Here is a 26,090-nt window from a genome sequence, read left to right as displayed (position 1 = left end):
CGTTTTCAGGCCGACGTCCGTTGTGCCTTCCTCTTCCCCAGCGTCGCCATGTACAAGGCGTCCACGGCCCCCACGATGATGATGGCCGCCACCAGCTGGAAGATGTGCCGGGTCCAGTCGATGCCCCGGGTCGCGGCGACGCCTGCGGCGCGGGCGACGGCATTGCCCACGATGGCGCCGAGCATGCCGCAGATGGTGGTCAGCCACAGGGGGCTGTGCTGCTTTCCCGGGATGACGGCCTTGGCGATGATGCCGAGCACGAATCCCACGATGATCGCCCACAACCAGCCCATGGCTGCCTCCTCGTACGGCTCTACGTGAGCATTACGGCCAGTGTGGTGGGGTGGTCCGTACGGCGCATGTCGGGTTCGCCCGTGCGGGGCGGTTCCGGGGGCGTTGTCGCAGGCAGTGGGTGCCCCGGTCTCGTCGGTGGCAGGGCCGCGGCGTAACGTGGGACGTGTCCCTGTCCGGTTCCCGGCCGGGCCTGGACGACGGTGCGGGCCGGGGGAGAGTCCGATGCGGGCGGATGGTGGACTGTGATGCGGAAACAGCACGGCGGAGGCGTCCAGGTGTTCCGGATCACCGGAGCCCGGACGGGTCTCGCCGAGGACGTGCGGGGCCGGCAGCGGCGGTACGTCATCTCGATGACGATCCGCACGGTGTCGGTGATCCTCGCGGTCGCCCTGTGGAACGTCGAGCGGTACGTCGCCGTCGTGGCGCTGGTGTTCGGTGCGCTGCTCCCCTATGTCGCCGTGGTGATCGCGAACGCGGGCCGTGAGCGGCCGCCGTCCCTGCCGTCGACGTTCGTCAGCATGCCGACGCCGCCGATGATCACGCCGCCGCGGGCCGAGGACGCGGGGGCGCAGTCCGTGCCGGGGGACGCCGGGGCTGAGCAGAAGCGGAATGCGCGCCACTCATGAAGCTCAAGAAAAGCTCAGATCAATCGTGCAGTTACGGTGCCGGTCGACGGGGTTGCCGTGACATACTGCGTACGCGCTCCGCATCCCCCGTCGGAGCGACGGACCGACGCCGGGCAGCTCCCCCCGTGGCTGCTCGGCGTCGCCTTGTTCGGGCCCTTTTCTGCGAGACGAACCTGTGACTGACGAGACCCCTGTCTGCTCCGCCAAGGGCTGCCGTACCGCTGCCGTGTGGGTGCTGGCCTGGAACAACCCGAAGATTCACACGCCGGAGCGGCGCAAGACGTGGCTCGCGTGCGAGGAGCATCGCGAGCATCTCTCGCAGTTTCTCGGGGTGCGGGGGTTCCTGAAGGACGTGGTGAAGTTCGAGGACTGGGAAGCGCCCGAAGGGGCCTGAGCGCTCCGCTGGAAGTGCCGCGATGTGTGGTCGGTCGTCTGCGGCTCCGTCGTGGCTGGTCGCTCCCCCAAGCTCTCGACTTCGTTCGAGCAGGGAGGTACCCCCATCGCGGCGGTAGCCGCACATCAGGTACAGCCCCGCGCCCCTTCGGTGCGCGACCGAACCGCAGTCGACTTTGCCCGACTTGCTCAGCTAGCCGCCGATCGCGGACATCGGCCGGTCCGGCTGCACGAACGACGGGTCGTCCAGGCCCGCCCCCGCCTTCTTCCCCCACATGGCCAGCCGCCAGATGCGAGCGATCTCCTCGTCCGGGGCGCCGGAGCGCAGGGCCGCGCACAGGTCGGTCTCCTCGGTGGCGAACAGGCAGGTGCGTATCTGGCCGTCGGCCGTGAGGCGGGTGCGGTCGCAGGCCGCGCAGAAGGGGCGGGTCACCGAGGCGATGACGCCGACCCGGTGCGGGCCGCCGTCGACCAGCCAGCGCTCCGCGGGGGCCGAGCCGCGCTCGTCGGCGCCCTCGGGGGTGAGGTCGAAGCGGGTGCGCAGGGAGGTGAGGATGTCCCCGGCGGTGACCATGCCCTCGCGCTTCCAGCCGTGCTGGGCGTCGAGCGGCATCTGCTCGATGAAGCGCTGTTCGTAGCCGTGCTCGATCGCCCAGGCCAGCAGGTCGGGGGCCTCGTCGTCGTTCAGACCCGGCATCAGCACCGAGTTGATCTTGACGGGGGTGAGGCCCGCCTCGTGGGCGGCTTCCAGGCCCTCGATGACGTCCTTGTGCCGGTCGCGGCGGGTGAGGGTCTTGAAGACGTCCGGGCGCAAAGTGTCCAGGGAGACGTTGACCCGGTCCAGGCCTGCCGCCTTCAGGGCCGCCGCGGTGCGCTTGAGGCCGATGCCGTTGGTCGTCAGCGAGGTCTGGGGGCGGGGGGTGAGGGCCGCGACGCGCTCGACGATGCCGACCAGACCCGGGCGCAGCAGGGGCTCACCGCCGGTGAAGCGGACCTCCTCGATGCCGAGCATGCGCACCGCGATGTCGATGAGGCGGACGATCTCGTCGTCCGTGAGCAGGTCGGGCTTGGCCAGCCACTGCAGGCCCTCCTCGGGCATGCAGTAGGTGCAGCGCAGATTGCACCGGTCGGTCAGCGAGACCCTCAGGTCGGTGGCCACTCGGCCGTAGGTGTCGATGAGCACGTGGGCCCCCTCCCTCGTCCCGGAGTATTCGGGTTGCGTTACCTGCGAGCCTACGTGACGCCACTGACAACGACAGCGACCCGATCCGACGAGGTACGACGCGGCCGCGTCGTAGGACCGTACAGTCCTGGCCGACGCGACCGTCGTACGAAGGTGTCAGTGCTGGTGTCAGGCTGGTGCCGCCGCTGGTGTCAGTGCGCTCCGGTGCCGGTCAGGGACCGCACCTCCAGTTCGGTGTACTTGCCGGCGTCCGGGACCTCCTTCGACAGCAGGGTGCCCACGGCGCCGAGCAGGAAGCCGACGGGGATGGAGATGATGCCGGGGTTCTCCAGCGGGAACCAGTGGAAGTCGACGCCGGGGAACATCGAGGCCGGGCTGCCGGAGACCACCGGTGAGAACAGCACCAGGCCGACCGCGGTGACCAGGCCGCCGTAGATCGACCACAGGGCGCCGGAGGTGGTGAACCGCTTCCAGAACAGGCTGTAGAGGATGGTGGGCAGGTTCGCGGAGGCGGCGACCGCGAAGGCGAGGGCGACCAGCCCGGCCACGTTCAGGTCGCGGGCGAGGGCGCCGAGGACGATGGAGACGGCGCCGATGCCGACGGTCGCCCAGCGGGCCGCGCCGATCTCCTGCTTCTCGGTGGCCTGCCCCTTCTTGATGACGTTGGCGTAGATGTCGTGCGCGAAGGACGACGAGGAGGCCAGGGTCAGGCCCGCGACGACCGCGAGGATCGTGGCGAAGGCGACCGCGGAGATCGTGGCGAGCAGGACGGCGCCCCAGTTGGAGTCGACGCCGCCCAGGTGCAGCGCCAGCAGGGGTGCCGCGGTGTTGCCGGCCTTGTTGGAGGCGATGATCTCGGCCGGCTTGATCAGCGCGGCGGCGCCGAAGCCGAGGGCGAGGGTCATCAGGTAGAAGGCGCCGATCAGACCGATCGCCCAGATCACCGATTTCCGGGCGGCCTTCGCCGTCGGCACGGTGTAGAAGCGGATCAGGATGTGCGGCAGGCCCGCGGTGCCGAGGACCAGGGCGAGGCCGAGCGAGAGGAAGTCCAGCTTGGTGGTGCCGGTGGCGCCGTACTTCAGGCCGGGCTCCAGGAAGGCGGACCCCTTGCCGCTGTTGTCGGCGGCCCTGCCGAGCAGATCGGAGACGTTGAAGTGGAACTTCAGCAGGACCAGGAACGTCAGCAGCAGGGCACCCAGGATGAGCAGGACGGCCTTGACCATCTGGACCCAGGTCGTGCCCTTCATGCCGCCGATGGTGACGTAGACGATCATCAGGACGCCGACCAGGGCGACGATGCCGATCTTGCCGCCGTCGCTGGTGATGCCCAGGAGGAGGGAGACCAGGACGCCCGCGCCCGCCATCTGGGCCAGCAGGTAGAAGATCGAGACGACGATGGTGGAGACGCCGGCCGCCGTGCGGACCGGGCGCTGGCGCATGCGGTAGGCCAGCACGTCGCCCATGGTGTAGCGGCCGGAGTTGCGCAGCGGCTCGGCGACCAGGAGCAGGGCGACGAGCCAGGCGACCAGGAAGCCGATGGAGTACAGGAAGCCGTCGTAGCCGAAGAGGGCGATGGCGCCGGCGATGCCGAGGAAGGACGCGGCGGACATGTAGTCGCCGGAGACGGCGAGGCCGTTCTGGAAGCCGGTGAACTGGCGTCCGCCGGCGTAGAAGTCGGCCGCGTCCTTGGTCTGGCGGCCGGCCCAGACGGTGATGACGAGGGTCGCGGCGACGAACACCGCGAACAGGGTGATGATCAGCGGCCGGTGCTGGCTCGCCTCGCCGGCGGCCACCGTGATCGCGGGGCTCATGCTCCGCCCTCCATCCGGGACTTGATGGCCTCCGCCTTGGGGTCGAGCTCGGCGGCAGCGTGCCGCGCGTACCACCAGGCGATGAGGAACGTGGTGAGGAACTGGGCGAGACCCAGGACGAGGGCGACGTTGACGTTCCCGGCGATCTTGGTACCCATGAAGCCGTCCGCGTAGTTGGAGAGCAGGACGTAGAGCAGGTACCAGGCGGTGAAGGCGATGGTGAGCGGGAAGGCGAACGAGCGGTGGGCGCGGCGCAGTTCACCGAACTCCGCGCTCTGCTGCACCTCTGCGAACTCCTCGGTGGAGGGAAGGTTGGTCCCCGACCGTGCGGGGGGCGGTGTCTCGGTGGCCACGGAGGTCTCCTCGCGTTCGCGGATGCCATGGACGACGGGAGGCTCGATCGTGCTCGTGCTCCCTGCCCAAGGTCCACGGCGCCACGCGAGGACCGGTTCAAGTCCTATGAGTTGAACCGCAAGCGGTCTTGTCGAGTCATTGCCAAGTCATTGATGATCGGTAAGCCGGGGAGATAGCTTCACTCTGCACCACTCGTCATGCACCTGCCCGAATCCCACACCCGCGCCTCGGGCGGTTTTCGTATCCGGATGAAGTGGAGATCCCATGGCTCATCTGCGTTCCAGACGCCGGCTCGCGCTCGCCGTGCCCGTCGTGCTGTCCCTGACCGCCTCGCTCGGCTTCCTGCCGGCGGCGGCCTCGGCGGCGACCGTCACGGCACCGGCGGCGCGGGCGACGGGGAACGGCCCGAACCTCTCGTACGTGGTCAACACCCGGACCGACCACCGCACGATCGAGTCGGTCGAGCGGGAGATCACACGCAACGGCGGTTCCGTCGTGGCCGGTTACGACAGAATCGGCGTGATCGTCGTCCACTCCGCCGACCCGGACTTCGCCCAGGAGATCCGCGCGGTGCCCGGGGTGGACTCGGCCGGTGCCACCCGCACCGCGCCGCTGCCCGCCCAGTCCACCACCGACGAGGGCGCCCCGAAGACGTTGAGCGCGGGGGATATCGCCGCGGCCGAGGCTGCGGCGACGGCGGGACAGGACCCGCTGGAGCCGCTGCAGTGGGACCTGCCGGCCATCAAGGCGGACAAGGCGCACGGGAAGACGCTGGGCAGCCCGGACGTCACGGTCGGGGTCATCGACACCGGTGTGGACGACACCCACCCGGACATCGCGCCCAACTTCAACCGCGCGGACTCCGTCAACTGCGTGTCCGGCAAGCCCGACACGACGGACGGCGCCTGGCGGCCGAGCGCGCTGGAGAGCCCGCACGGCACGCATGTGGCCGGTGAGATCGCGGCCGCGAAGAACGGCATCGGCATCACCGGCGTGGCACCGGGCGTCAAGGTGGCCGGCATCAAGGCCGCCGCCGGCTCGCAGGGGTTCTTCTACACGGAGGCCGTGGTCTGCAGCTTCGTGTGGGCGGCCGAGCATCACATCGACGTGACCAACAACAGCTATTACACCGACCCGTGGTACTTCAACTGCACCGACGACCCCGACCAGAAGGCGCTGGTGGACGCCATCACGCGGGCCTCGCGGTACGCCGAGAAGAAGGGCACGGTCAACGTCGCGGCGGCGGGCAACGAGAACTACGACCTCGCGTCCGACTCGATCACCGACCCGTCCTCCCCGGACGACGGCACCCCGTCGGACCGCGTGATCGACCCGCACACGTGCTACGACATCCCGACCCAGCTGCCGGGTGTCGTCACCGTCGCGGCGACCGGCGCGAAGGGTCTGAAGTCGTCGTTCTCCAACTACGGCCTCGGCGTGATCGACATCGCCGCGCCGGGCGGCGACTCGACCGCGTACCAGAAGCCGGAGCCCCCGGCGACGAGCGGCCTCATCCTGGGTCCGCTGCCGGGCGGCAAGTGGGGCTACATGGCCGGTACGTCGATGGCGACCCCGCATGTCGCGGGCGTTGCCGCATTGATCAAGTCAACCCATCCGCACGCTCCGGCGAGCCTGGTGAAGGCGCTGCTGTACGCGGAGGCCGACGCCACGCCGTGCACGGACCCGTACGACATCAACGGTGACGGCAAGGTCGACGCGGTGTGCGAGGGGGCGAAGGACTACAACGGCTTCTACGGCTTCGGCACGGCGGACGCGCTGGCCGCGGTGACCAAGTAGGGCCCGGCCGCGGGTGGGTGGCGACGGCGCGTTCCGGCCACCCGCCCGTACGGCATGATCCGGCCATGAACTCATTTCAGGATCCGGCGGCCTGGGAGCCCGCGCCGGTGCGGCCCCGCGCCTGGCTGATACGGCGCTTCGTGCTGAGTGCCGCCTACCGGCCGGTGCACTGGCTGTGGGTATTGCTCGTCTGGGGCTTCGTGCTGGGCTTCGCCGCGCTGGCAGAGATCGTCACGACGTTCAGCGATCGGGCCGAGAACGCCGCCGGCCGGTTCCTCGACCGGCTGACGGCCCGGACGGCGCTCCCCCGCTGGTGCGTCAGCCGGCGGGAGGTCCAGCACGAGGGGGACGCCGCCTACTACCGGGCGCTGGTCGACGACGCCGTCACCCGCCGGACCGAGCAGGTCGCGCAGCCGAAGCCGGCGGTGCCGCGCGAGTGGACGGTGCCCGTGCGCGACTACCGGGGCGCGGGGGCCCGGTACGTCGCCGAGCGGGCGCAGGCGCAGGGCTGGCAGCTGCGGCCGTCCGACGTCCGCAAGGAGGTGAGCCTGTACTGGCCTCACCCGGTCTCCCCCACAGGTTGATTCAATCAATATTGATTGATCAATAATGCATAGTGTAGTCATGACTGCTGATGTCGAGGTGGCATGGTCTGCACTGGGCGGCGATCCCGCCCTCCTCTCCCGGGTGACGGCGGTCCAGCGGCCGGGCGCCCTTCCGGCGCGGCTTCCCGTACGGCAGCTGGCACGCGCGTGTGTCGGCGCCTGCGCGCTGGCCGCCGCGGAGCTGGCGGCCCGCCGGGCCGGGCTCGCCGAGGTGCCCGCCGTCCGGGTCGACGACGGCGCCGTCGCGACCGCCTTCCACAGCGAGCGGCAGCTGCTGGTCGACGGGCGGGCGCCGGTCGCGTTCGCGCCGCTGTCGCGGTTCTGGCGGACGGCCGACGGCTGGGTGCGCACCCACGCCAACTACCCGCAGCACCGGGCCCGGTTGCTCGGCGCGCTGGGCCTGCCGGCGGACGCCTCGGCACAGGACACGGCCGCGCGGCTCGCCGAACGGCCCGCCCTGGAGGTCGAGGAGGCGGTCTACGGCGCCGGCGGCCTCGCCGTGGCCCTGCGCGGCCCGAAGGAGTGGGCGGCCACCGGGCAGGCCGACGAGGTGGCCGCGCGCCCGCTGGTCGAGCGCGAGCGCCCGGACGCGGCCCACGCGCGCGTGCTACCCCCGCTCGACCCCGGCGCCGCTCCCCTGCTGCCCGCCGCCGGACTGCGCGTCCTCGACCTGACCCGGGTCCTCGCCGGTCCCGTCGCCACCCGCACCCTCGCCCTGCTGGGCGCGGACGTACTGCGCCTGGACGCCCCCTGGCTGCCCGAACTCCCCGACCAGCACGCCGACACGGGCTTCGGCAAGCGGTCGGCCACGCTCGACCTCGGCACCGACCGCGCCGCCTTCGAGGAGCTGCTGGCGTCGGCGGACGTCGTCGTCACCGGCTACCGGCCGGGCGCCCTCGACCGGTTCGGGCTCTGCCCACAGGCGCTGATCGAGCGCCGGCCCGGGCTGGTCGTGGCACAGGTCTCGGCGTGGGGCGCGTACGGCCCCTGGGGCGCGCGGCGCGGCTTCGACAGCCTGGTGCAGGTCGCCACCGGCATCGCGGTGACCGAGGGCTCGGCGGACGCGCCCGGCGTGCTGCCCGCGCAGGCGCTCGACCACGGAACCGGCTATCTGCTGGCGGCGGCCGTCCTGCGGGCGCTGACCGAGCGGTCGTACGACGGCGGCGGCCGGTCGGTGCGGCTGGCGCTGGCCCGGACGGCCCACTGGCTGACCGACGGGATCCGGCCGACCGCGGCCACGGGTGCGCCGTACGAGGGCCCGGACGCCTGGCTGGCCGAGACGGACGGCCCGCTCGGCCGGCTGCGGCACGCCGTGGCGCCGGTGGCCTTCGCGGGCGGCCCCGAGGGCTGGGCGGCGCCTCCGGTGCCCTGGGGGTCGTCACCGGCCCGCTGGCGGTGAGCGCGCGGTCGGCCGGAAATCTGCGTTTGCGTGGAATGCCGAACTGCCAGTTGTTTTCCGGTACTTGCCCGGTTCTGTGCCGACTGGCGAAGATCGCGGGGTGAGCGCGATGCGACCGACCGCCGAGGCGACGGAAGAGGGCGGCGCCGGCCGGACCGTCGCCCTCCTCGCCCTGACCGCGCTGGGCGCCCTGATCCCGCTGCTCGGGCCGTCGGCGGCGCTGCACGGCACCGGGGAGGCTGCCGCGCCGGGCGTGGGCGGCATCGGTCTGCTGCGGACGGTGCTGTTCGCCGCGCTGAGCGTGCCGCTGGGCGAGCTGTTCGTGCGGGGACTGGCCCGGCGGCTGCCCGGCGCCCCGCCCGAACGGCCGCGCAGCTGGGCGGCGTTCACCGCAGCGGCCGGCTTCCTCGCCGCGCTGGCGCTCGCCTCGGTGGTGTCCGCCGGTGATCTGGTCCCGCACAGCCTGGGCCAGATCGACGTCGGCGGGCTCTACGGCTCCCGGGACGGCAAGCTGGCCCTGCTGGAGGTCAACGCCTTCCTGCTGGCAGGCCTGTGCGCGCTCTCCCGGCACCCGGCGGCGCAGGTGTGGCCGCTGGCGGCGGCGGTGGTCGCGGAGGCGCTGCGCGCGCACCCCACGACCGAGCACGGCCCGCTGACCGGCTCGGCGCTGACTTCGGTGCACCTGACGTGCGCGGCGCTGTGGACCGGCGGTCTGCCGTACGCCCTGCGCACGCTCAGGCTGTGGCGCGGCGATCCGGCGGGGGCCGCACTGCTGGGCCGCTACGCGCGCGTGGCGCTGGTCCTGCTGGCGGCCATCACCGCGACGGGCGTGTGGAGTTCGCTGCGGCGGATGCCGGCCGCCACGATCCTGGACCAGCTGACGACGACGGCGTACGGACGCGCCCTGCTGGCCAAGGTCGTCCTGGTCGCCGTCGTCGCCCTGCTCGCCCTGTGGGCCCGGATCCGGCTGCGGCGCGCGCCGGACCCGCTGGCCGCGTCCGTGCCCGCGCGCGCCGAGGTGATCGCCCTGGGCGCGGTCGTGGCGGTCTCGGGCCTGCTCACGGCGCTACCCTTACCGATCCGCTGGACCTAGGCCCTGTCGTCGAACTCCCTCCCCAGCCTTCGGCCGGGAGGTGCCCCCAGCCCCGCGACGCCATGCACGCTCCTCCGAGCTCTTCGAGCAGGGACCCCCACTCGCCGCACCGACAGCGACATCAGCTGCTCCGCAGCGGGCGCGAGGCCCGCCCTCCGGGCGGACGGCGGGAGTTCGACGACAGGACCCAGCGGGTCACCGGTCGCCTGTGACCAGGACCTTGAGGGCGGTGCGCTCGTCCATCGCCTTGTAGCCCTCGGGGACGTCCTCGATGCCGACGGTCATGTCGAACACCGGCGAGGGGTCGATCGTGCCGTCCAGGACGTCGGGGAGCAGGTCGGGGATGTAGGCGCGGACCGGGGCGACGCCGCCGCGCAGGGCGATGTTCCGGTCGAACATGATGCCGAGGTCCAGACCGGTGCCGCTGCCGTGCGGGACGCCGACGAAGCCGATCGCGCCGCCGGCCCGGGTGATGTCGAGCGCGGTGCGCATGGACTGTTCGGTGCCGACGGCCTCGACGACGGCGTGCGCACCCTGACCGCGCGTCAGCTCGCGGACGGCCTCGACGGCGGCCTCCCCGCGCTCGGCGACGACGTCGGTGGCGCCGAAGCGGCGCGCGATGTCGGTGCGGACCTGGTGCCGGCCGAGGGCGATGATCCGCTCGGCGCCGAGCCGCTTGGCGGCCAGTACCGCGCACAGGCCGACCGCGCCGTCACCGACGACCGCGACCGTGGCGCCGGGGCGGGCGCCCGCGCCGAGGGCGGCGTGATGGCCGGTGCCGAGCACGTCGGAGAGGGTCAGCAGCGCGGCCAGCAGGTGGTCGTCGGAGGCCGCCTCCTTGGGCAGCTGGACCAGGGTGCCGTCGGCGAACGGCACGCGCACGGCCTCGCCCTGGCCGCCGTCGTAGCCGACGGAGCCCCAGAAGCCGCCGTGCTCGCACGACGTCGTCAGGCCCTCGCGGCAGTAGTCGCACACGCCGTCGGACCACACGAACGGCGCGACCACCAGGTCACCGCGCCGCACGGTCGACACCTCCGAGCCGGTCTCCTCGACGACACCGAGGAACTCGTGCCCGATGCGCTGCCCCGGCTGCCGGGCCGCCTCACCCCGGTAGGCCCACAGGTCGCTGCCGCAGATGCAGGCGCGCAGCACCCGTACGACGGCGTCGGTGGGAAGCTGCACCACGGGCTCGGGTACGTCCTCCACGCGCATGTCGTACGGGGCGTGGATGGTGGTGGCGCGCATGGCGAGGGTCCTTCTCGTACGGGGGCGTGCGGTGCGCTCAGGGGGTGCGCGAGCGCACCTCACCGTACGCCGCCGCGACCGGGCCCCGCGCGCCGAGGGGGCCGCCGGCCGGCGCGCTCGTCAGACGCCTGTCGCGCCCAGCAGCCGTCCGGCCGCGTAGGTGACCCCCATCGCCAGGGCCCCGCCCACCACGTTGCGCAGCACCGCGCGCCCGGGATGCGCCGCGCCGAGGCGGGCGCTGGTCCAGCCGGTGAGGACGAGGGCGGCCAGGACCGACAGGACGGTGACGGGGAGCCGCCAGGCGAGCGGGGGAAGCACGATGGCCAGCAGCGGCAGCAGCGCGCCCACGGTGAAGGCCAGGAAGCTCGCCCACGCGGCGTGCCAGGGGTTGGTCAGCTCCTCGGGGTCGATCCCGAGCTCCACGCGCGCGTGTGCCTGCAACGGATCCCGCGCGGTGAGCTGTTCGGCGGCTTCCCGGGCCACCTCCCGGGTGAGGCCGCGCGCCTCCAGCAGGTTGGTCAGCTCCTCCAGTTCGGCCTCCGGCTGTTCCCGCAGTTCCCGCTTCTCCAGGGCCAGCGCGGCCTTCTCGGAGTCGCGCTGGGTGGAGACGGAGACGTACTCGCCGGCCGCCATGGACATCGACCCGGCGAGCAGGCCGGCGAGCCCGGCGGTGATGAGGGCGGACCGGCTCTGGGTCGCACCGGCGACGCCGACGACGATGCCCGCGGTGGAGACGATGCCGTCGTTCGCGCCGAGCACGGCGGCCCGCAGCCAGTTCAGCCGCGAGCCGAGCGCGCCTCCGTGGGCCTCGTCGTGGGTTGGTTGCGTCACAGCAGGGAGGATCGCACTCCCGGGGCCGCCGCCCCGGCATCACCACACCCGGTCGGGGTCACCTCGCCGGTGCTCGGCAACAGGACGACTCCGCAGAGCCGTTCGGGGGCTCGGACACGAACCCCGCGAGCCGGCGGGCGCGGTGCACCGGCGCCGGGGCGGCCCTTCGCCCGGCGGCCGGCCGGGATGGGTCCGCGGGCGGGTGTGGGATCGGGGTGTCAGTCGTGACCCGTATCCTCAATGACCATGCTCGAAGACCGTGCGACCGCAGTGTCCTCCCCCACCCAGTGGCCGGCCGCGTATCCGAAGGGATACGCGGTCGTTGACGTGGAGACCACCGGCCTGGCCCGGGACGACCGGATCATCTCGGCGGCCGTGTACCGGCTGGACGAGCGCGGCGAGGTCGAGGACCACTGGTACACGCTGGTCAACCCGGAGCGCGATCCGGGACCCGTGTGGATACACGGTCTGACGAGCGAGGTACTCGAAGGGGCGCCTCTGTTCACCGACATCGCCGAGGAGTTCGCGGCCCGGCTCGACGGCCGGGTGCTCGTCGCGCACAACGCCGTCTTCGACTGGCAGATGATCGCGCGGGAGTACGCGCGCGCGGAGCGCGAGGCGCCGGTGCGCCAGCGGCTGTGCACCATCGCGCTGTCGAAGGAGCTGGGGCTGCCGCTGCCCAACTTCAAGCTGGAGTCGCTGGCGGCGCACTACGGCGTCGTACAGCAGCGGGCGCACCACGCGCTGGACGACGCGCGCGTGCTGGCGGAGGCGTTCCGGCCGAGCCTGCGGGCCGCGGCGGCGGGCGGCGTACGGCTGCCGCTGCTGGAGTGCCGGCCGCTGACGGAGTGGTCGGACCGCCCCGTGCCCCGGCAGGCCTCGGGCGGGTACGGCGGTTACCGGCCGAGCACGTGGCGCCCGTCCCGGAGGCGGCCCGCCTGCCCCTACCCCAACCCCGGCCGTTACGAAGACGGCAAACGCCTCAAACAGGGCATGCGGGTGGCGTTCTCCGGGGACACCTCCACCGAGCGCGAGCTGCTGGAGGACCGGGCGACCGAGGCCGGGCTGCATGTGGCGTCCAGCATCTCCCGGCTGACCAGCCTGCTGGTGACCAACGACCCCGACTCGGGCACGTCCAAGGTGGTCAAGGCACGCCAGTTCGGCACCCCGGTGGTCGACGAGGCCGCCTTCGGGCAGCTGCTGCGCGATGTCGAGCCCGCCGACGAGTGACCGTACGAGCGGGACAGCGGTCGTACGAAGGCACGAGCGGCCGTACGAACGGGTGATTGCCGTACGACTCACCCGGCGACCGCTCGCCCGCGGCCGGGTGGGCGGCCCACCCTGTGGCGCATGGCGAAATGCGAAGTTTGCGGCAATGACTACGGAATGACCTTCGAGGTCCACGCCCAGGGCGCGGTGCACGTCTTCGACTGCTTCTCCTGTGCGATCCACCGCATGGCACCGGTCTGCGAGCACTGCAAGGTCTCGATCATCGGCCAGGGCGCGGAGGCGGACGGCAAGTTCTACTGCGGCGCGCACTGCGCCCGCGAAGCGGGAAAGGTGGGGATCGTCGACCGGGTGTGACCCGGTACCCGCCTGAATGCGCCCCACGGCCCGGAGGTACCGTCGTGGGGTGCACCGCTACCGCTTCCTGTTGTCCGCCCAGTGGATCATCCTCACCCTCGTCGCGATCGCACTGATCCCGACGATGATCCGGCTCGGCTTCTGGCAGGGGCACCGGTACGACGAGCGCACCGCGCGCAACAACCTGGTCTCCGAGGCGCTGCACGCCAAGCCGGTCCCGGTCGAGCAGCTCTCCTCCCCCGGCCACGCCGTGACCCGCACGGAGAAGTACCGCACGGTCACCGCGACCGGCACGTTCGACACCGCCAAGGAGGAAGTGGTCCGGCGCCGGACCAACTCCGACGGCGAGGTCGGCTTCCACGTGCTCACCCCGTTCGTCCTCACCGACGGCAAGGTGCTGCTGGTCAACCGCGGCTGGATCCCCGCCGACGGCGCCCAGACCGCCTTCCCGAAGATCCCCGCCCCGCCGGCCGGCAGGACCACCGTCACCGGCCGGCTGATGGCCGACGAGACGACCGCGGCGAGCGGCATCAAGAACGTCCAGGGCCTGCCCGACCGGCAGATCATGCTGATCAACAGCGCACAGCAGGCGCACCGGCTCGGCGCCCAGGTGCTCGGCGGTTACATCGAGCAGACCGGGCCGCAGACCGACTCCCCGGAGCAGATCTCCGACCCGGGCAGCGAGGACGCCCCGCTGAACTACGCGTACATGATCCAGTGGTGGCTGTTCGCCGCGGGCGTCCCGGTCGGCTGGTGGTTCCTGCTCCGGCGCGAGATCCGCGACCAGGAGGAGGCCGCGGCGGCCGAGGCCGCGACGGACGCGCAGGAGAAGCCGGAGAAGCCCGAGGAGACGGAACCCGCCGCCGTGTGATCCAGGGGCGCGCGGGGAACGGCACTTCACTCCCCCGGCGCACCACCTGATTGGCCCCCAGGCCGTCCGGGAAACCGGATCCCGTGAACGCGCGCATCGAGGACTACGCCGTCATCGGGGACGAACAGACCGCGGCCCTGGTCGGCCGCGACGGGTCGATCGACTGGCTGTGCCTGCCCCGCTTCGACTCCGGCGCCTGCTTCGCGAAGCTGCTGGGCGACGAGGACCACGGCTACTGGCGGATCGCACCCAAGGGGGCCGGTGCCTGCACGCGCCGCGCCTACCGGACCGACACCCTCGTCCTGGACACCGAGTGGAAGACCGACGAGGGCACCGTACGCGTCACCGACCTGATGCCGCAGCGCGACCGCGCCCCCGACGTCGTACGCATCGTGGAGGGCGTCAGCGGACACGTCACCGTCCGCAGCACCCTGCGGCTGCGCTTCGACTACGGCTCGATCGTCCCCTGGATGCGGCGCTCCGACGGCCACCGGGTCGCCGTCGCCGGACCGGACTCGGTGTGGCTGCGCACCGAGCCGCACGTGGACATGTGGGGCGAGGACTTCGGCACCCACTCCGAGTTCACCGTCCGCAAAGGCCAGCGGGTCGCGTTCGTGCTGACCTGGCACCCCTCGCACGAGCCGCGCCCCCCGCTCGTCGACCCGTACAAGGCACTGAACGCCAGCGTCAAGGACTGGCGGCGCTGGGCCTCCCGCTGCCGCTACGACGGGCCGTACCGGGATGCCGTCGTACGCTCCCTGATCACGCTCAAGGCCCTCACCTACGCCCCGACCGGCGGGATCGTCGCCGCGGCCACCACCTCGCTGCCCGAGGAGCTGGGCGGGGTGCGCAACTGGGACTACCGCTACTGCTGGCTGCGCGACTCCACCCTCACCCTCGGCGCCCTGCTCCACGCCGGCTACCACAAGGAGGCCGAGGCCTGGCGTGACTGGCTGCTGCGCGCGGTCGCGGGCGACCCGGCGGACCTGCAGATCATGTACGGCCTGGGCGGTGAGCGCCGGCTGCCGGAGTGGGAGCTGTCCTGGCTGCCCGGCTTCGCCGACTCCGCGCCCGTACGCGTCGGCAACGGCGCCGTCGGCCAGCTCCAGCTGGACGTGTACGGCGAGGTCATGGACTCGCTGTACCTGGCGCGCGGCGCGGGCCTGCCCACCAGGCCGCACATGTGGGCCATCCAGCGCTCGCTGATGACGTTCCTCCAGTCGTCCTGGCAGCAGCCCGACGAGGGCCTGTGGGAAGTGCGCGGCGGCCGGCGCCAGTTCGTGCACTCCAAGGTGATGGTGTGGGTGGCCGCCGACCGCGCCGTACGGACCCTGGAGAAGTACCCGGAGCTGGAGGGCGACGCGGACGGCTGGCGGGCGATGCGCGACGAGGTGCACCGGGAGGTGTGCGAGCGGGGCTACGACGCGCGGCGGAAGACCTTCACCCAGTACTACGGCTCGCGCGAACTGGACGCCGCGCTGCTGCTGATCCCCCGGGTCGGCTTCCTGCCGCCCGACGACCCGCGCGTGATCGGCACGGTCGACGCGATCCGCGAGGACCTGGGCCACGGCGGCTTCGTGCGGCGTTACGACACCGACGCGATCGGCGTCGACGGCATGCCGGGCGGCGAGGGCGCGTTCCTCGCCTGCTCGTTCTGGCTCGCGGACGCCCTGCATCTGACGGGCCGGGAGGACGAGGCCCGGGAGCTGTTCGACCGGCTGGTGGGCCTCACCAGCGACGTGGGGCTGCTGGCGGAGGAGTACGACCCCGGGCAGGGCCGCCAGGTGGGCAACTTCCCGCAGGCCTTCAGCCATATCGCCCTGGTGAACACCGCCCTCACGCTCTTCGGGGAGGACGAGGCAGGATAGGGGCCATGGATCTTGGACTGAAAGACCGGGTGTACGTCGTCACCGGAGCGACGCGCGGGCTGGGCAACGCCGCAGCGCGGGAACTCGTCGCCGACGGGGCGAAGGTCGTGATCAGCGGCCGGGACGAGAAGCGGGTGGCCGACGCCGCCGCCGAACTGGGCCCGGACGCGCTGGGCATGGCCATGGACAACTCCGACGCCGAGGCTCCCGAGCGGCTGATCGCGGCCGCCCGTGAGCGGTTCGGCGGCTTCCACGGCGTGCTGGTGAGCGTGGGCGGGCCGCCGCCCGGGTTCGTCGCGGACAACACCGACGAGCAGTGGCGCGGCGCGTTCGAGTCGGTGTTCCTCGGCGCGGTGCGGCTCGCGCGGGCGGCGGCGGCGGAGCTGGAGCCGGGCGGGGTCATCGGGTTCGTGCTGTCCGCGTCGGTGCACGAGCCGATCGCGGGGCTGACCATCTCCAACGGACTGCGGCCGGGGCTCGCCGGGTTCGCCAAGTCGCTCGCGGACGAGCTGGGGCCGCGGGGGATCCGGGTGCTGGGGCTGCTGCCGTCGCGCATCGACACGGACCGCGTGCGCGAGCTCGACGGGCTGTCCGCGGATCCTGAGGCCACTCGGGCCGCGAACGAGTCCCGGATCCCGTTGCGGCGGTACGGGGCGCCGGAGGAGTTCGGGAAGGTTGCGGCGTTCTTGCTGTCTCCGGCCGCGTCGTATCTGACGGGAGTCATGCTGCCGGTGGACGGGGGCATGCGGCACGGGTTCTGACGATCGTCACGTGACCCTTTCCGCATGGTGCTTGACCGCTCGCAGGCATACTTCCGCCGGAAGAGTCGCCAGCCTCGCCGACTCGCGTGCGTGGGTCAGGGCCTCGGCCGTGAACGTGTCCAGGGCCGTCGCCGGGTCCACGTGAGGCTCCAGTCGGAGCCGGATCCTTGCCGTGGGTGCCGTACGGCGGCCGCGCAGGAGGACCTCGGTGTGGGCCACGCCCTCCTGCCGGCCGGCCTCCTGGGCCAGCGCCAGCTCCAGGGCCCTGCCCCGCAGGAGGGCGAAGTCGCCGTCGCCGGTGTCGATGAGGATCTCGCTCAGCCGGCGGCGGCGCAGGACCGCCGTGAGCCACCACAGGGCCAGCAGGACGATGACCGCCAGGCCGGCCAGGACGGCCGGCCACCACCAGTCCGCGTGCCGCCATCGGGTGCGCTCGGCGCGGCTCAGGAGGACGTCGTGCGGGCCGGTGTGGAGCCACCAGGAGGGCATGGGCGCACCCAGGCCGGCGGCCAGTACCGCGCCGCCGAGCACCAGCAGGAGCAGGCCGGCGAGGGCCAGCAGGACGCGGTTGAGACGCCCCGTGCGCATCGCCGTCACCCCTTCCGTCCGGGCCGCGCGACCCGCAGGGCCAAGGTGGGCGGCCGGGCCAGGCCGAGGCCCCGGAGCGCGTCGTTCAGCGTGAGCGCCAGATCGGCGCGTACGTCGTCCAGGTCACGGAAGTGCGAGACGGCGCGGACGTCGGCCTTCGTACGGCGCATCCGCACCCGTACCGAGCGGACCCCGGACACGTCCAGGGCCCGGTCGCGCAGCAGCAGCGCCGCCGACTCGCGCAGGAGCGCGGCGCGGACGTCGGGGTGCGGGGGCCGCATGGGCAGCAGACCGCGCCGGCCGGGCGTGACCGCGAGGACGATCAGCCACAGGCCGAGGGCTACGGCGACCCCCGCACCGGCCAGCACCCAGGTGTCGTCCAGCTGCCGTTCGGCCAGTTGTCGGGCCAGTGCGCGGCGCCAGCGCATCGCCGGGCGGTGGGCGCGGACGGCGGCGACGTCGTACAGCAGCAGGCCGGCGCCGGCCACGAGCAGGACGGCGACGACAGCGGCCGGGACGCGGCGCGGCGACCAGAAGCGGCGGCTGCCGTGCGGGGCCGACGGGGCGGCGGGCGGGGGCTTCTCCAGGGTCGGGGTGGTCGTCGGCGGCTCGCTCATCACGCCCTCCCGTGGACCGTGCCGGGTGCCGGTGCCGGATGCAGCCGTTCGATCTCCACGGCGACCTCCGGCACCTCCATGTCCACCAACGCGCTTACCCGCTCGGTGACGTGACGACGCACGGCGGCGCTGTGGGCGCCGATGTCGCAGGGGTAGCCGAGTTCGAGGTGGACCCGGATGCGGGCGGCCTCATGATGGACGACGACCGTGGCGTGCGGGGCGGCGGCGTCGGCGGGCGGGGACGGCAGCGCCTCGCGGGCGGCCTGTGCGGCGATCTTCGCCACGACCCGGTCGGCGATCCGCAGGGCGCCGCGCTCGCCGGGCGGCGCGAGAGGCGGGCGCGGGCGCACCACCCCGGTCTCGGCGCTCACCGCCGGTCACCTCCGCCGGTCGCGCCGGTCGTCACGGGTGCGGAAGAAGTCACCCGGTTCCAGGTCGCCCTCCGCGAACCGGCCGACGACGAACCCGATCGCACCCAGCGCCGCCACCAGCAGGAACGCGCCGAACCCGCCGAAGTACCCGGCGAAGCCCAGCGCCATCCCGGCGATCATGCCGACCACGGCCATGCTCATGCAACGCTCCTCAACTCGTCAGCGTGCGGGTCCGGGGCTGTGTCCGGCCGCAGTCCGACCGAGGCCCGGCCGGATCACTGGATCCGGGGCTCGGCCTCCTCTTCCTCTTCCTCGGGCAACTTGACGTCGCTCACCGCGATGTTGACCTCCACGACCTCAAGCCCGGTCATGCGTTCCACGGCGGTGATCACGTTCTCGCGCACCGCGCGGGCGACGTCGGTGATCGAGACGCCGTAGTCCACGACGATCTCCAGGTCGAGTGCCGTCTGCACCTCGCCGACCTCGGCCTTGACGCCCCGCGTCACCGACTTGGAGCCGCCCGGAACCCGGTCGCGCACGGCGCCGAAGGTGCGGGCCAGCCCGCTGCCGAGGGCGTGCACGCCGACCACGTCCCGGGCCGCGAGCCCGGCGATCTTCTCCACGACGCCGTCGGCGATGGTGGTCCGCCCGCGGACCGCCGGGTCACCGCCGCCACGCCGGGTGGGCTTGCGGGTCGACAGCTGCGGCTCGTGCTCGCCCTCTGGGGTCGTCGTCATGTCGGTCATCGCCGTACGTCCCTTTCGGTCGTCGTCTCCCGACCACCGTACGCATGGTTCCCCGCCCGCGCGCCGGGGATGCGGCAGGCTGGTGGAATGACGGCGGAGCGGTGGACACAGACTGTGCGGCACCAGTTGGGGCTCGGCAGGCTGCTGCCGCTCGGCGGCCCGGGCGACGGTGCGTGGATCGCGGAGGCGGCCGCCGTCGCCGTACTGGAGCGCGCGGCGGCGGACGCGGTGTCCGAGGTGCGGCTGGGCGCGCTGCGCATCGCCCTGGCCGATCCGGACGACGTGCGCGAGCCCGCCGTACCGGCCCCGCCGGGTGCGCTGCCCCCGGGCGCGCTGCGGCTGACGGCGGACTTCGCGGCGACGGCCGTCGAACCGCTGCCTGCGGTGGCGTCCCGGCTGCGGCTGCGGCTGGCGACGGCCGCGACGCGTCAGCTCGGCCTGGTGGTGACGGAGGTGGACCTCCGGGTGACCGGCCTGCTGGATGCGCGGGAGCCGGCCCGAAAGGTGCGTCCGCCACGGCCGGCACCGGCCCGGGAACCCACGGATCCGGACGAGGCGCGGGCCGCCGCGGCCGCGCTGTCGGTGCCGGGGGTGCGGGAGTTGACGGCATCGCTCGGCCGGGCGGTACGTCTGGAGCGACGCCCGGCCGGTACGGCACTGCCGCACCGGCACGCGCGCGTGGAACTGACGACCGGCGCGGACCACCGGGCCGTCGAGGTGGCCCGGCGGGTCCGCACGGCCGTACGGGACGCGCTGGCGGACCGGCCGACGGTGGCGGTGCTGATCACGGCGGTGGACTGACCGGCCGGCGCGCGGCGTCCGACCGGTGCGGGATTCACTCGCCGACGCCGGCCAGATCCCTGAGCCGGCGAGCCTGGGCGGCCCGCTCGGCCGCCCGCTGCTCGTCGTACGTACGGTCGGCGGCACCGCGCAGCAACGCCTTGGTCTCCACGACCGCGTCCCGCGGCGCGGCCAGCAGCGCCGCGGCCAAGTCCCGTGCCGCCTCGTCCAGTTGGTCGCCGGGCACGGCGAGGTTGGCCAGCCCGGACGCCACCGACTCCGCGGCGCCGACGAACCGTCCGGTGGCGCAGATCTCCAGCGCACGGGCGTACCCGACGAGACCGACCAGCGGGTGCGTACCGGTCAGGTCGGGCACGAGGCCGAGGCTGGTCTCGCGCATGGCGAACTGCACGTCGTCCGCGACGACCCTGAGGTCGCACGCGAGCGCGAGCTGGAAGCCGGCCCCGATGGCGTGCCCCTGGACAGCGGCGATGGACACGATGTCGTTGCGCCGCCACCAGGTGAACGCCTCCTGGAACTCGGCGATGCTCGCGTCGAGCCCGGCGTCGTCACGACGCGCGAGATCGATGAAGGTCGGCTCGCCCGGGAGCCCTTCCGGGGTGAACATCTGCCGGTCCAGCCCCGCGGAGAAGGACTTGCCCTCGCCACGCAGCACGACGACACGGACGGAGCCCGGCAGCAGCCGACCGGCCTCGGTGAGCGCCCGCCACAGGGCGGGGCTCTGCGCATTGCGCTTGGCCGGATTGCTCAGCGTCACCGTGGCGAGCGCGTCGTCGACGGTGAGCCGTACGCCGTCCTTGTCGAGTACAGGAGCGAGGTCCTGGTCGGGCGAAGCCATGGGGCGCCTCCGATGGGTGCGGTCATCCGGGCATGCCGACGGCATGCCTAAGTGACTGCACAGTAACCACCCAGCCGGTCAGACCGCCGACCGGGTGGCCACCATCGAAGCCGATGGGCCGCCCGGAGTCAGGACGATGCGGCCTTCTTGCCCCGGGTCGCTCCGCCACGCCCACGGAGCGTGACGCCCGACTCGCTGAGCATCCGGTGCACGAAGCCATACGAGCGGCCGGTCTCCTCGGCCAGCGCCCGGATGCTCGCACCGGAGTCGTACTTCTTCTTCAGGTCTGCCGCGAGCTTGTCGCGCGCGGCGCCGGTCACCCGGCTGCCCTTCTTCAGAGTCTCGGCCACCCGTGCCTCCTCATGGGAAGTGCGCTCTGGTCTCCTCATGATCACCCCTCTCGGGCGTGATGGCCACCCATTCGGCAAGGTCGGTGAGACATCGTTGTGACGACAGGAGTGGATCCCCACAAGCGGAACAAGGGGTTCCAAGGGGTCGGATCCACGGGGCCGAACGGGTGGATCCGTGAAGTGCCAGGTCAGGGACGCGCGACGGCCGATCCCTTGGGGCGCAAGGGATCGGCCGGGAAATCCGTGTACGACACACCCCGATACGAGGAGATCTCACACAGATGATGGATCACGGATGAGCCGAATGATCCATACGCAGTTGATCAGTACTTCGTGATCAGTGCTTCGGTCACGCCAGGGCGACGAGATCCGCGTAGTCGGAACCCCACAGGTCCTCGACGCCGTCCGGCAGCAGGATGATCCGCTCCGGCTGGAGCGCCTCGACGGCTCCCTCGTCGTGGGTGACGAGGACGACCGCGCCCTTGTAGGTGCGCAGCGCGCCGAGGATCTCCTCGCGGCTCGCGGGGTCCAGGTTGTTGGTCGGCTCGTCGAGCAGCAGCACGTTGGCCGAGGAGACCACCAGGGTGGCCAGGGCGAGCCGGGTCTTCTCGCCGCCGGAGAGGACACCGGCGGGCTTGTCGACGTCGTCGCCGGAGAACAGGAACGAGCCGAGCACCTTGCGGACCTCGACCAGGTCCATGTCGGGGGCGGCCGAGCGCATGTTCTCCAGGACCGTGCGCTCGGGGTCCAGGGTCTCGTGCTCCTGGGCGTAGTAGCCGAGCTTGAGGCCGTGGCCGGGGACGACCTCGCCGGTGTCGGGCTGCTCCACACCGCCGAGCAGACGCAGCAGGGTGGTCTTGCCGGCGCCGTTGAGGCCGAGGATGACGACGCGCGAGCCCTTGTCGATGGCGAGGTCGACGTCGGTGAAGATCTCCAAGGAGCCGTACGACTTCGACAGGCCCTCGGCCATCAGCGGGGTCCTGCCGCAGGGCGCGGGCTCCGGGAAGCGGAGCTTGGCGACCTTGTCGGACTGGCGGACGGCCTCAAGACCGGAGAGCAGCTTGTCGGCCCTGCGGGCCATGTTCTGCGCGGCGACCGTCTTGGTGGCCTTGGCGCGCATCTTGTCGGCCTGGGCGTTGAGGGCGGCGGCCTTCTTCTCGGCGTTGGCGCGCTCGCGCTTGCGGCGCTTCTCGTCGGCCTCGCGCTGCTGCTGGTAGAGCTTCCAGCCCATGTTGTAGACGTCGATCTGGGAGCGGTTCGCGTCCAGGTAGAAGACCTTGTTGACGACCGTCTCGACCAGGTCCACGTCGTGGCTGATGACGATGAAGCCGCCGCGGTAGGTCTTCAGGTAGTCCCGCAGCCAGATGATCGAGTCGGCGTCGAGGTGGTTGGTCGGCTCGTCGAGGAGCAGCGTGTCCGCGTCGGAGAACAGGATCCGGGCCAGCTCGATACGGCGGCGCTGACCACCGGAGAGGGTGTGCAGCGGCTGTCCGAGGACGCGGTCGGGCAGGTTGAGCGCGGCGGCGATGGTGGCGGCCTCGGCCTCGGCGGCGTACCCGCCCTTGGTGAGGAACTCGGTCTCCTGGCGCTCGTACTGCTTGAGGGCCTTCTCGCGGGTGGCGCCCAGGCCGTTGGCGATGCGCTGTTCGTTCTCGCGCATCTTGCGGATCAGTACGTCGAGGCCGCGCGCGGACAGGATCCGGTCCCGGGCGAGGACGTCGAGGTCGCCGGTGCGGGGGTCCTGGGGGAGGTAGCCGACCTCGCCGGAGCGGGTGACGGTGCCGCCGGCGGGGATGCCCTCGCCGGCCAGGACCTTGGTGAGCGTGGTCTTGCCGGCACCGTTGCGGCCGACCAGGCCGATGCGGTCGCCCTTGGCGACACGGAAGGTGGCGGACTCGATGAGGACTCGGGCGCCGGCGCGCAGCTCGATACCGGAGGCGGAGATCACGGACAGACTCCAGGGCGTACAGGAAGGGGCGGGTGGACGGCTGAGGGCGTTCCCGCTGTCTAATGCGCGAGGAGAATGGCCATGGGAGAAGTCTAACGGGCCCGTGCAAGCGGTTTTCCGGCGTCCGTACTACGTCTGTCGTACGGCCGTCGTGACCGGGCCCGTGGGGTGGGGAGTCGCTCGTTCGGGTGTCGGGTCCGGCGGTGGGGCGGCGCGGCGGGTATGGATGGCGCCAGGCTCCGGACGAGGAGCGCGACGGCGCGGGCGAAGGCGGTGACGGGTGCGGTTCGACGACGACGCGAACCTGGACACCTCCGAGGTGCAGGACCGGCGCGGCAGCCCGATCCCCGGCGGCCGGGCGACCGTCGGCGGTGGCCTGGCCGCAGTGATCGCGCTGCTGCTGGCGCTCTTCCTGGGTGTGGGCCCGGAGCGGCTCGGGCTGTCCTCCGGAGCTGACACGGCCACGCCCGCCCCCTCCTCGCTCGCGCAGGTCCAGCGGTCCTGCCGTACCGGGAAGGACGCGAACACCCGGGAGGACTGCCGGGCGGTGGCCGTGGTGAACAGCGTGCAGGACTACTGGGCCCAGCAGTTCCGGCGACGGCACGGGACGTACAGCGCCTCGCCGACCGTGTTCTTCAGCGGCCGGGTCGGCACGGCCTGCGGTACGGCCACCTCGGCGGTGGGGCCGTTCTACTGCGGGGGCGACCGCAAGGTCTATCTGGACCTGGGCTTCTTCGACGAGCTGCGCACGAAGTTCGGGGCGAGTGGCGGGGCCTTCGCGCAGGCGTACGTGATCGCGCACGAGTACGGCCATCACGTGCAGGATCTGCAGGGCCTTCTCGGCCATGCCCAGGACGGGCCGGCCGGGCCGGACAGCAACCTGGTGCGGACGGAGCTGCAGGCGGACTGCTACGCGGGCGTCTGGGCGCACCACGCGACGACCACGCCGGACCCGTCGACGGGCAGGCCGCTGGTCGCGGACCTCACCGCCGCCGACATCCGCGACGGTCTGGACGCGGCGGCCGCCGTCGGGGACGACCGGATCCAGCAGCGGTTCCAGGGCCGGGTGACGCCGGAGATCTGGACGCACGGGTCGGCGCGGCAGCGGCAGCAGTGGTTCCTGCAGGGCTATCGCACGGGCGACATGTGGCAGTGCGACACCTTCCGCTGAGACGCCCACGGTCCTGGTCCGGAACGTTGTCGGTGCCGGCTGCGAAACTGGATGAGGCGCCACGGAACCGGCGTACGAAGGCGTACGAAGGAGTGATCGGCATGGCGGGCACAGGTGGCGGACGGCCGAGCGTCTATCCCTCGCTGCTGTACGCGGACGCGAAGGCGGCGATCAGACAGCTGACGGAGGCCCTCGGCTTCACGGAGCTGTCGCTGTACGAGACGGAGGACGGCACGGTGATGCACGCCGAGCTGGTCCAGGGCCACGGCGCGGTGATGATCGGTTCCAAGGGCCGCGGCGGCCGCTTCGACGCCGCGATGATTGGCGCCGGACCCGCCGGGGTGTACATCGTCGTGGACGACGTGGACGCCCACCACCAGCGGGCCCTGGAGCACGGCGTGGAGATCCTCCTGCCCCCGACGGACCAGGACTACGGCTCGCGGGACTACATGGCGCGTGACCTTGAGGGCAACATCTGGAGCTTCGGGACGTACGCCCCCGAGATCGGCCTCTGAGCCGCCCGCGCCCGTCCCGCGTCGCTCATCCGCCGGTGTGCACCTGGAAGGCGGCCCGGCGCACGGCCTTGGCCAGGGCCGGGTCGGGATGTGCGGCGGCGAGCGCGACCAGGACCTGCACGGTGCGCGGGTGACCGACGGCGCGGACCTCGTCGAGCAGCTGGGGGACGGTGGGCTGCAGCGCGGATTCCAGATGCCGGACCAGCATCGGCGCCTCGCCATGGTCGGCGACGGCGGCGGCGGTGTCCACCCACAGCCAGGTCGCCTCCTCACGGGTGAGGACCTCGTGGGCGTCCTCCGGGTCGACCCCGTCGTGCTCGGCGAGCCACAGCAGGGCGTACGGCCGCAGCGCCGACTCGGTCACGACGGACCGTACGTCGGGCTCGGCGGGCGCGCCGACGACGCGCAGCGCCTCGAAGGCCAGGCCGCGCAGCAGGGCGTCCTCGCCGCGGGCGGCGTCGATCAGCTGGGTGACGGCGCTGCCGACGGGCCGGGCGGCGAGCCAGGCGCGGTACTCGGCGCGGGCCGCGTTCGGGCGGAGCTGGGCGCAGCCGCGGAGCATGTCCTCGGCGGACTGCTCGATGTTGCCGGCGGGGCTCTGCGCGGCCACGCAGATCTGCTCCAGCTTGACCCACACCGCCCAGCTGCCCAGCGGGGTGAGAGTGGCCTGGGCGTCGCCGTAGGTCAGGGCGCCGACGGCGGCGAGGGCCCGCAGCGCCCAGTCGAGGAGGGGTTCCAGCGGGGTGTCGGTGAGCTGCGGCGGTGACACGGGTTCGGGCTGCGGGCCGTAAGGGATCTCGCAGCGCTCGGTGCGCAGTTCGGTGACCCGCTGCTGGAGCAGGTCGAGGAGCTGCTCGACCGGGACAGGACCGGCGGACAGCTGGAGGAAGGAGAGCACCTGGGGCATGGCCGAGACGACCTCGGCGACGGCGGCCGGCTCGTGCTCCGCCGGCTCGGGGGAGGCGAGGGACCAGGCGTCGAAGAGAGCGACCCAGCCGCGCAGTACGGCGCTGTCGTCGCGGTCCCAGGCGCGCAGCCGCCAGCCGGGGCGGGCGCTGTCGCCGTGCACCTCGACGAGTCCGGCGAGGCGGGCGGTGTCCCAGTCGGCGCGGACCTGAGCCGCGCTCAGGCCGAGGTCGGCGGCGGCGCGTTCGGCGGTCGGGTCGGAGAGGGTGGCCTTGCCGTCGGCGGTGGCGCCGGCGCTGCCGGGGCCGAGGACGGCGTCGGCCCAGCGGGCGACGCGGACCGCGCCCGCGAGGCCGGTGCGCGCCATTCCGGCCAGTTCGGCCGGGGCGGGTGTGCCCTCCGGCGGCCGGGGCGAGGGGCGCTGCGGGCGCCGCTGGTTCACAGCTCTGGGGGCGGCGGCCAGGGGTCGCGGTCGGACGAGTCGAAGCCTGGAGTCGCGCGGGATACGGGACGTCACGGGTGCA

General features: G+C 72.6%; 29 protein-coding genes. 14 read left to right on the top strand and 15 right to left on the bottom strand.

Translation table 11 applies throughout. The features are described from left to right. Positions 1–5: 5 nt before the first annotated feature. Positions 6–293: a GlsB/YeaQ/YmgE family stress response membrane protein gene (locus tag O1G22_RS32490; RefSeq protein ID WP_270084577.1), complete on the bottom strand. Its 288-nt coding sequence runs from the start codon at positions 291–293 to the stop codon at positions 6–8. A gap of 246 nt (positions 294–539) precedes the next feature. On the opposite strand from O1G22_RS32490, the gene O1G22_RS32485 reads away from it, so the two are divergent. Together O1G22_RS32485 and O1G22_RS32480 are read left to right on the top strand one after the other, a co-directional pair. After that, positions 540–920, top strand: coding sequence for a DUF3099 domain-containing protein (locus tag O1G22_RS32485; RefSeq protein ID WP_270084576.1), 381 nt, complete (start codon positions 540–542; stop codon positions 918–920). Positions 921–1,095: 175 nt separating this feature from the next. Further along, positions 1,096–1,314 carry a hypothetical protein gene (locus tag O1G22_RS32480; RefSeq protein ID WP_225100757.1) on the top strand — a complete coding sequence of 73 codons (219 nt, stop codon included), beginning with the start codon at positions 1,096–1,098 and terminating at the stop codon, positions 1,312–1,314. Positions 1,315–1,506: 192 nt separating this feature from the next. On the opposite strand, the gene moaA is transcribed toward O1G22_RS32480, so the two are convergent. The 3 genes from moaA to O1G22_RS32465 all read right to left on the bottom strand — a co-directional run bounded on the left by moaA (position 1,507) and on the right by O1G22_RS32465 (position 4,660). Then, the gene (gene moaA / locus O1G22_RS32475; RefSeq protein ID WP_270084575.1) at positions 1,507–2,496 is read right to left on the bottom strand and encodes a GTP 3',8-cyclase MoaA; all 990 of its coding nucleotides are present in this window, start codon (positions 2,494–2,496) and stop codon (positions 1,507–1,509) included. 191 nt (positions 2,497–2,687) lie between these two features. Further along, entirely contained in the window at positions 2,688–4,307 is a 1,620-nt protein-coding gene (locus O1G22_RS32470) for a solute symporter family protein (protein ID WP_270084574.1), read from the bottom strand. Then, complete coding sequence (locus O1G22_RS32465) at positions 4,304–4,660, bottom strand: DUF485 domain-containing protein (RefSeq protein WP_270084573.1); 357 nt, start codon at positions 4,658–4,660, stop codon at positions 4,304–4,306. The genes O1G22_RS32470 and O1G22_RS32465 overlap by 4 nt, the downstream gene beginning before the upstream one ends. 265 nt (positions 4,661–4,925) lie before the next feature. Between O1G22_RS32465 and O1G22_RS32460 the strand changes: the two genes are divergently transcribed. The 4 genes from O1G22_RS32460 to O1G22_RS32445 all read left to right on the top strand — a co-directional run bounded on the left by O1G22_RS32460 (position 4,926) and on the right by O1G22_RS32445 (position 9,555). After that, positions 4,926–6,458: a S8 family peptidase gene (locus O1G22_RS32460; protein WP_270084572.1), complete on the top strand. Its 1,533-nt coding sequence runs from the start codon at positions 4,926–4,928 to the stop codon at positions 6,456–6,458. A gap of 65 nt (positions 6,459–6,523) precedes the next feature. Next, positions 6,524–7,042 carry a hypothetical protein gene (locus O1G22_RS32455; protein WP_270084571.1) on the top strand — a complete coding sequence of 173 codons (519 nt, stop codon included), beginning with the start codon at positions 6,524–6,526 and terminating at the stop codon, positions 7,040–7,042. A gap of 40 nt (positions 7,043–7,082) precedes the next feature. Beyond that, on the top strand, positions 7,083–8,462 hold the full coding sequence (locus O1G22_RS32450) for a CoA transferase (protein ID WP_270084570.1): 1,380 nt from the start codon (positions 7,083–7,085) through the stop codon (positions 8,460–8,462). A gap of 109 nt (positions 8,463–8,571) precedes the next feature. Next, entirely contained in the window at positions 8,572–9,555 is a 984-nt protein-coding gene (locus O1G22_RS32445; protein WP_270084569.1) for a CopD family protein, read from the top strand. Between the two features lie 195 nt (positions 9,556–9,750). Here the strand turns inward: O1G22_RS32445 and O1G22_RS32440 are convergent, their stop codons facing one another. Together O1G22_RS32440 and O1G22_RS32435 are read right to left on the bottom strand one after the other, a co-directional pair. Then, positions 9,751–10,800, bottom strand: a complete 1,050-nt coding sequence (locus tag O1G22_RS32440) for a zinc-dependent alcohol dehydrogenase family protein (protein WP_270084568.1) — start codon at positions 10,798–10,800, stop codon at positions 9,751–9,753. A 120-nt stretch (positions 10,801–10,920) separates the two neighbouring features. Next, entirely contained in the window at positions 10,921–11,631 is a 711-nt protein-coding gene (locus O1G22_RS32435; protein WP_270084567.1) for a VIT1/CCC1 transporter family protein, read from the bottom strand. 246 nt (positions 11,632–11,877) lie between these two features. On the opposite strand from O1G22_RS32435, the gene O1G22_RS32430 reads away from it, so the two are divergent. The 5 genes from O1G22_RS32430 (at position 11,878) to O1G22_RS32410 (ending at position 16,715) form a co-directional block, all read left to right on the top strand. Continuing rightward, entirely contained in the window at positions 11,878–12,861 is a 984-nt protein-coding gene (locus tag O1G22_RS32430; protein WP_270084566.1) for a DEDDh family exonuclease, read from the top strand. Between the two features lie 120 nt (positions 12,862–12,981). Next, entirely contained in the window at positions 12,982–13,215 is a 234-nt protein-coding gene (locus O1G22_RS32425; protein WP_270084565.1) for a hypothetical protein, read from the top strand. Between the two features lie 49 nt (positions 13,216–13,264). Then, positions 13,265–14,086, top strand: a complete 822-nt coding sequence (locus tag O1G22_RS32420) for an SURF1 family cytochrome oxidase biogenesis protein (RefSeq protein ID WP_428986427.1) — start codon at positions 13,265–13,267, stop codon at positions 14,084–14,086. Between the two features lie 83 nt (positions 14,087–14,169). Beyond that, entirely contained in the window at positions 14,170–15,954 is a 1,785-nt protein-coding gene (locus O1G22_RS32415) for a glycoside hydrolase family 15 protein (RefSeq protein ID WP_270084563.1), read from the top strand. 5 nt (positions 15,955–15,959) lie between these two features. Beyond that, a complete protein-coding gene (locus O1G22_RS32410) occupies positions 15,960–16,715 on the top strand; it encodes an SDR family oxidoreductase (protein WP_270084562.1) in 756 nt (251 codons plus the stop codon). 6 nt (positions 16,716–16,721) lie between these two features. Here the strand turns inward: O1G22_RS32410 and amaP are convergent, their stop codons facing one another. From amaP to O1G22_RS32385, 5 genes are all read right to left on the bottom strand, one after another. Next, positions 16,722–17,303 (bottom strand): alkaline shock response membrane anchor protein AmaP, encoded by a 582-nt coding sequence (amaP, locus tag O1G22_RS32405; RefSeq protein ID WP_270084561.1) that lies wholly within the window; start codon positions 17,301–17,303, stop codon positions 16,722–16,724. A gap of 5 nt (positions 17,304–17,308) precedes the next feature. Then, positions 17,309–17,920 carry a DUF6286 domain-containing protein gene (locus O1G22_RS32400; protein WP_270084560.1) on the bottom strand — a complete coding sequence of 204 codons (612 nt, stop codon included), beginning with the start codon at positions 17,918–17,920 and terminating at the stop codon, positions 17,309–17,311. Beyond that, entirely contained in the window at positions 17,920–18,291 is a 372-nt protein-coding gene (locus O1G22_RS32395; RefSeq protein WP_270084559.1) for an Asp23/Gls24 family envelope stress response protein, read from the bottom strand. The genes O1G22_RS32400 and O1G22_RS32395 overlap by 1 nt, the downstream gene beginning before the upstream one ends. Positions 18,292–18,297: 6 nt before the next feature. Further along, the gene (locus O1G22_RS32390) at positions 18,298–18,492 is read right to left on the bottom strand and encodes a hypothetical protein (RefSeq protein ID WP_270084558.1); all 195 of its coding nucleotides are present in this window, start codon (positions 18,490–18,492) and stop codon (positions 18,298–18,300) included. Positions 18,493–18,566: 74 nt separating this feature from the next. After that, positions 18,567–19,037 (bottom strand): Asp23/Gls24 family envelope stress response protein, encoded by a 471-nt coding sequence (locus tag O1G22_RS32385; protein ID WP_270084557.1) that lies wholly within the window; start codon positions 19,035–19,037, stop codon positions 18,567–18,569. Between the two features lie 87 nt (positions 19,038–19,124). Here O1G22_RS32385 and O1G22_RS32380 point away from each other — a divergent pair, with 87 nt between their 5' ends. After that, the gene (locus tag O1G22_RS32380) at positions 19,125–19,838 is read left to right on the top strand and encodes a nucleopolyhedrovirus P10 family protein (RefSeq protein ID WP_270084556.1); all 714 of its coding nucleotides are present in this window, start codon (positions 19,125–19,127) and stop codon (positions 19,836–19,838) included. A 34-nt stretch (positions 19,839–19,872) separates the two neighbouring features. Here the strand turns inward: O1G22_RS32380 and O1G22_RS32375 are convergent, their stop codons facing one another. The 3 genes from O1G22_RS32375 to O1G22_RS32365 all read right to left on the bottom strand — a co-directional run bounded on the left by O1G22_RS32375 (position 19,873) and on the right by O1G22_RS32365 (position 22,974). Further along, complete coding sequence (locus tag O1G22_RS32375; RefSeq protein ID WP_225100778.1) at positions 19,873–20,676, bottom strand: enoyl-CoA hydratase/isomerase family protein; 804 nt, start codon at positions 20,674–20,676, stop codon at positions 19,873–19,875. A 128-nt stretch (positions 20,677–20,804) separates the two neighbouring features. Then, positions 20,805–21,026, bottom strand: a complete 222-nt coding sequence (locus O1G22_RS32370; RefSeq protein WP_004002281.1) for a helix-turn-helix domain-containing protein — start codon at positions 21,024–21,026, stop codon at positions 20,805–20,807. 349 nt (positions 21,027–21,375) lie between these two features. Then, complete coding sequence (locus O1G22_RS32365) at positions 21,376–22,974, bottom strand: ABC-F family ATP-binding cassette domain-containing protein (RefSeq protein ID WP_270084555.1); 1,599 nt, start codon at positions 22,972–22,974, stop codon at positions 21,376–21,378. A 280-nt stretch (positions 22,975–23,254) separates the two neighbouring features. On the opposite strand from O1G22_RS32365, the gene ypfJ reads away from it, so the two are divergent. Continuing rightward, complete coding sequence (gene ypfJ, locus O1G22_RS32360; protein ID WP_270084554.1) at positions 23,255–24,145, top strand: KPN_02809 family neutral zinc metallopeptidase; 891 nt, start codon at positions 23,255–23,257, stop codon at positions 24,143–24,145. A gap of 101 nt (positions 24,146–24,246) precedes the next feature. After that, on the top strand, positions 24,247–24,660 hold the full coding sequence (locus tag O1G22_RS32355; RefSeq protein WP_270084553.1) for a VOC family protein: 414 nt from the start codon (positions 24,247–24,249) through the stop codon (positions 24,658–24,660). A gap of 25 nt (positions 24,661–24,685) precedes the next feature. Here the strand turns inward: O1G22_RS32355 and O1G22_RS32350 are convergent, their stop codons facing one another. Then, positions 24,686–26,083, bottom strand: coding sequence for a hypothetical protein (locus tag O1G22_RS32350; protein WP_428986426.1), 1,398 nt, complete (start codon positions 26,081–26,083; stop codon positions 24,686–24,688). Between the last annotated feature and the right edge of the window lie 7 nt (positions 26,084–26,090).

Origin of the sequence: Streptomyces camelliae (assembly GCF_027625935.1) — a bacterium.
In the GTDB taxonomy this organism is placed as follows: Bacteria; Actinomycetota; Actinomycetes; order Streptomycetales; family Streptomycetaceae; genus Streptomyces; species Streptomyces camelliae.
Note: the sequence above shows the minus strand (reverse complement) of the source record. Positions and strands in the feature narration are given on the sequence as shown.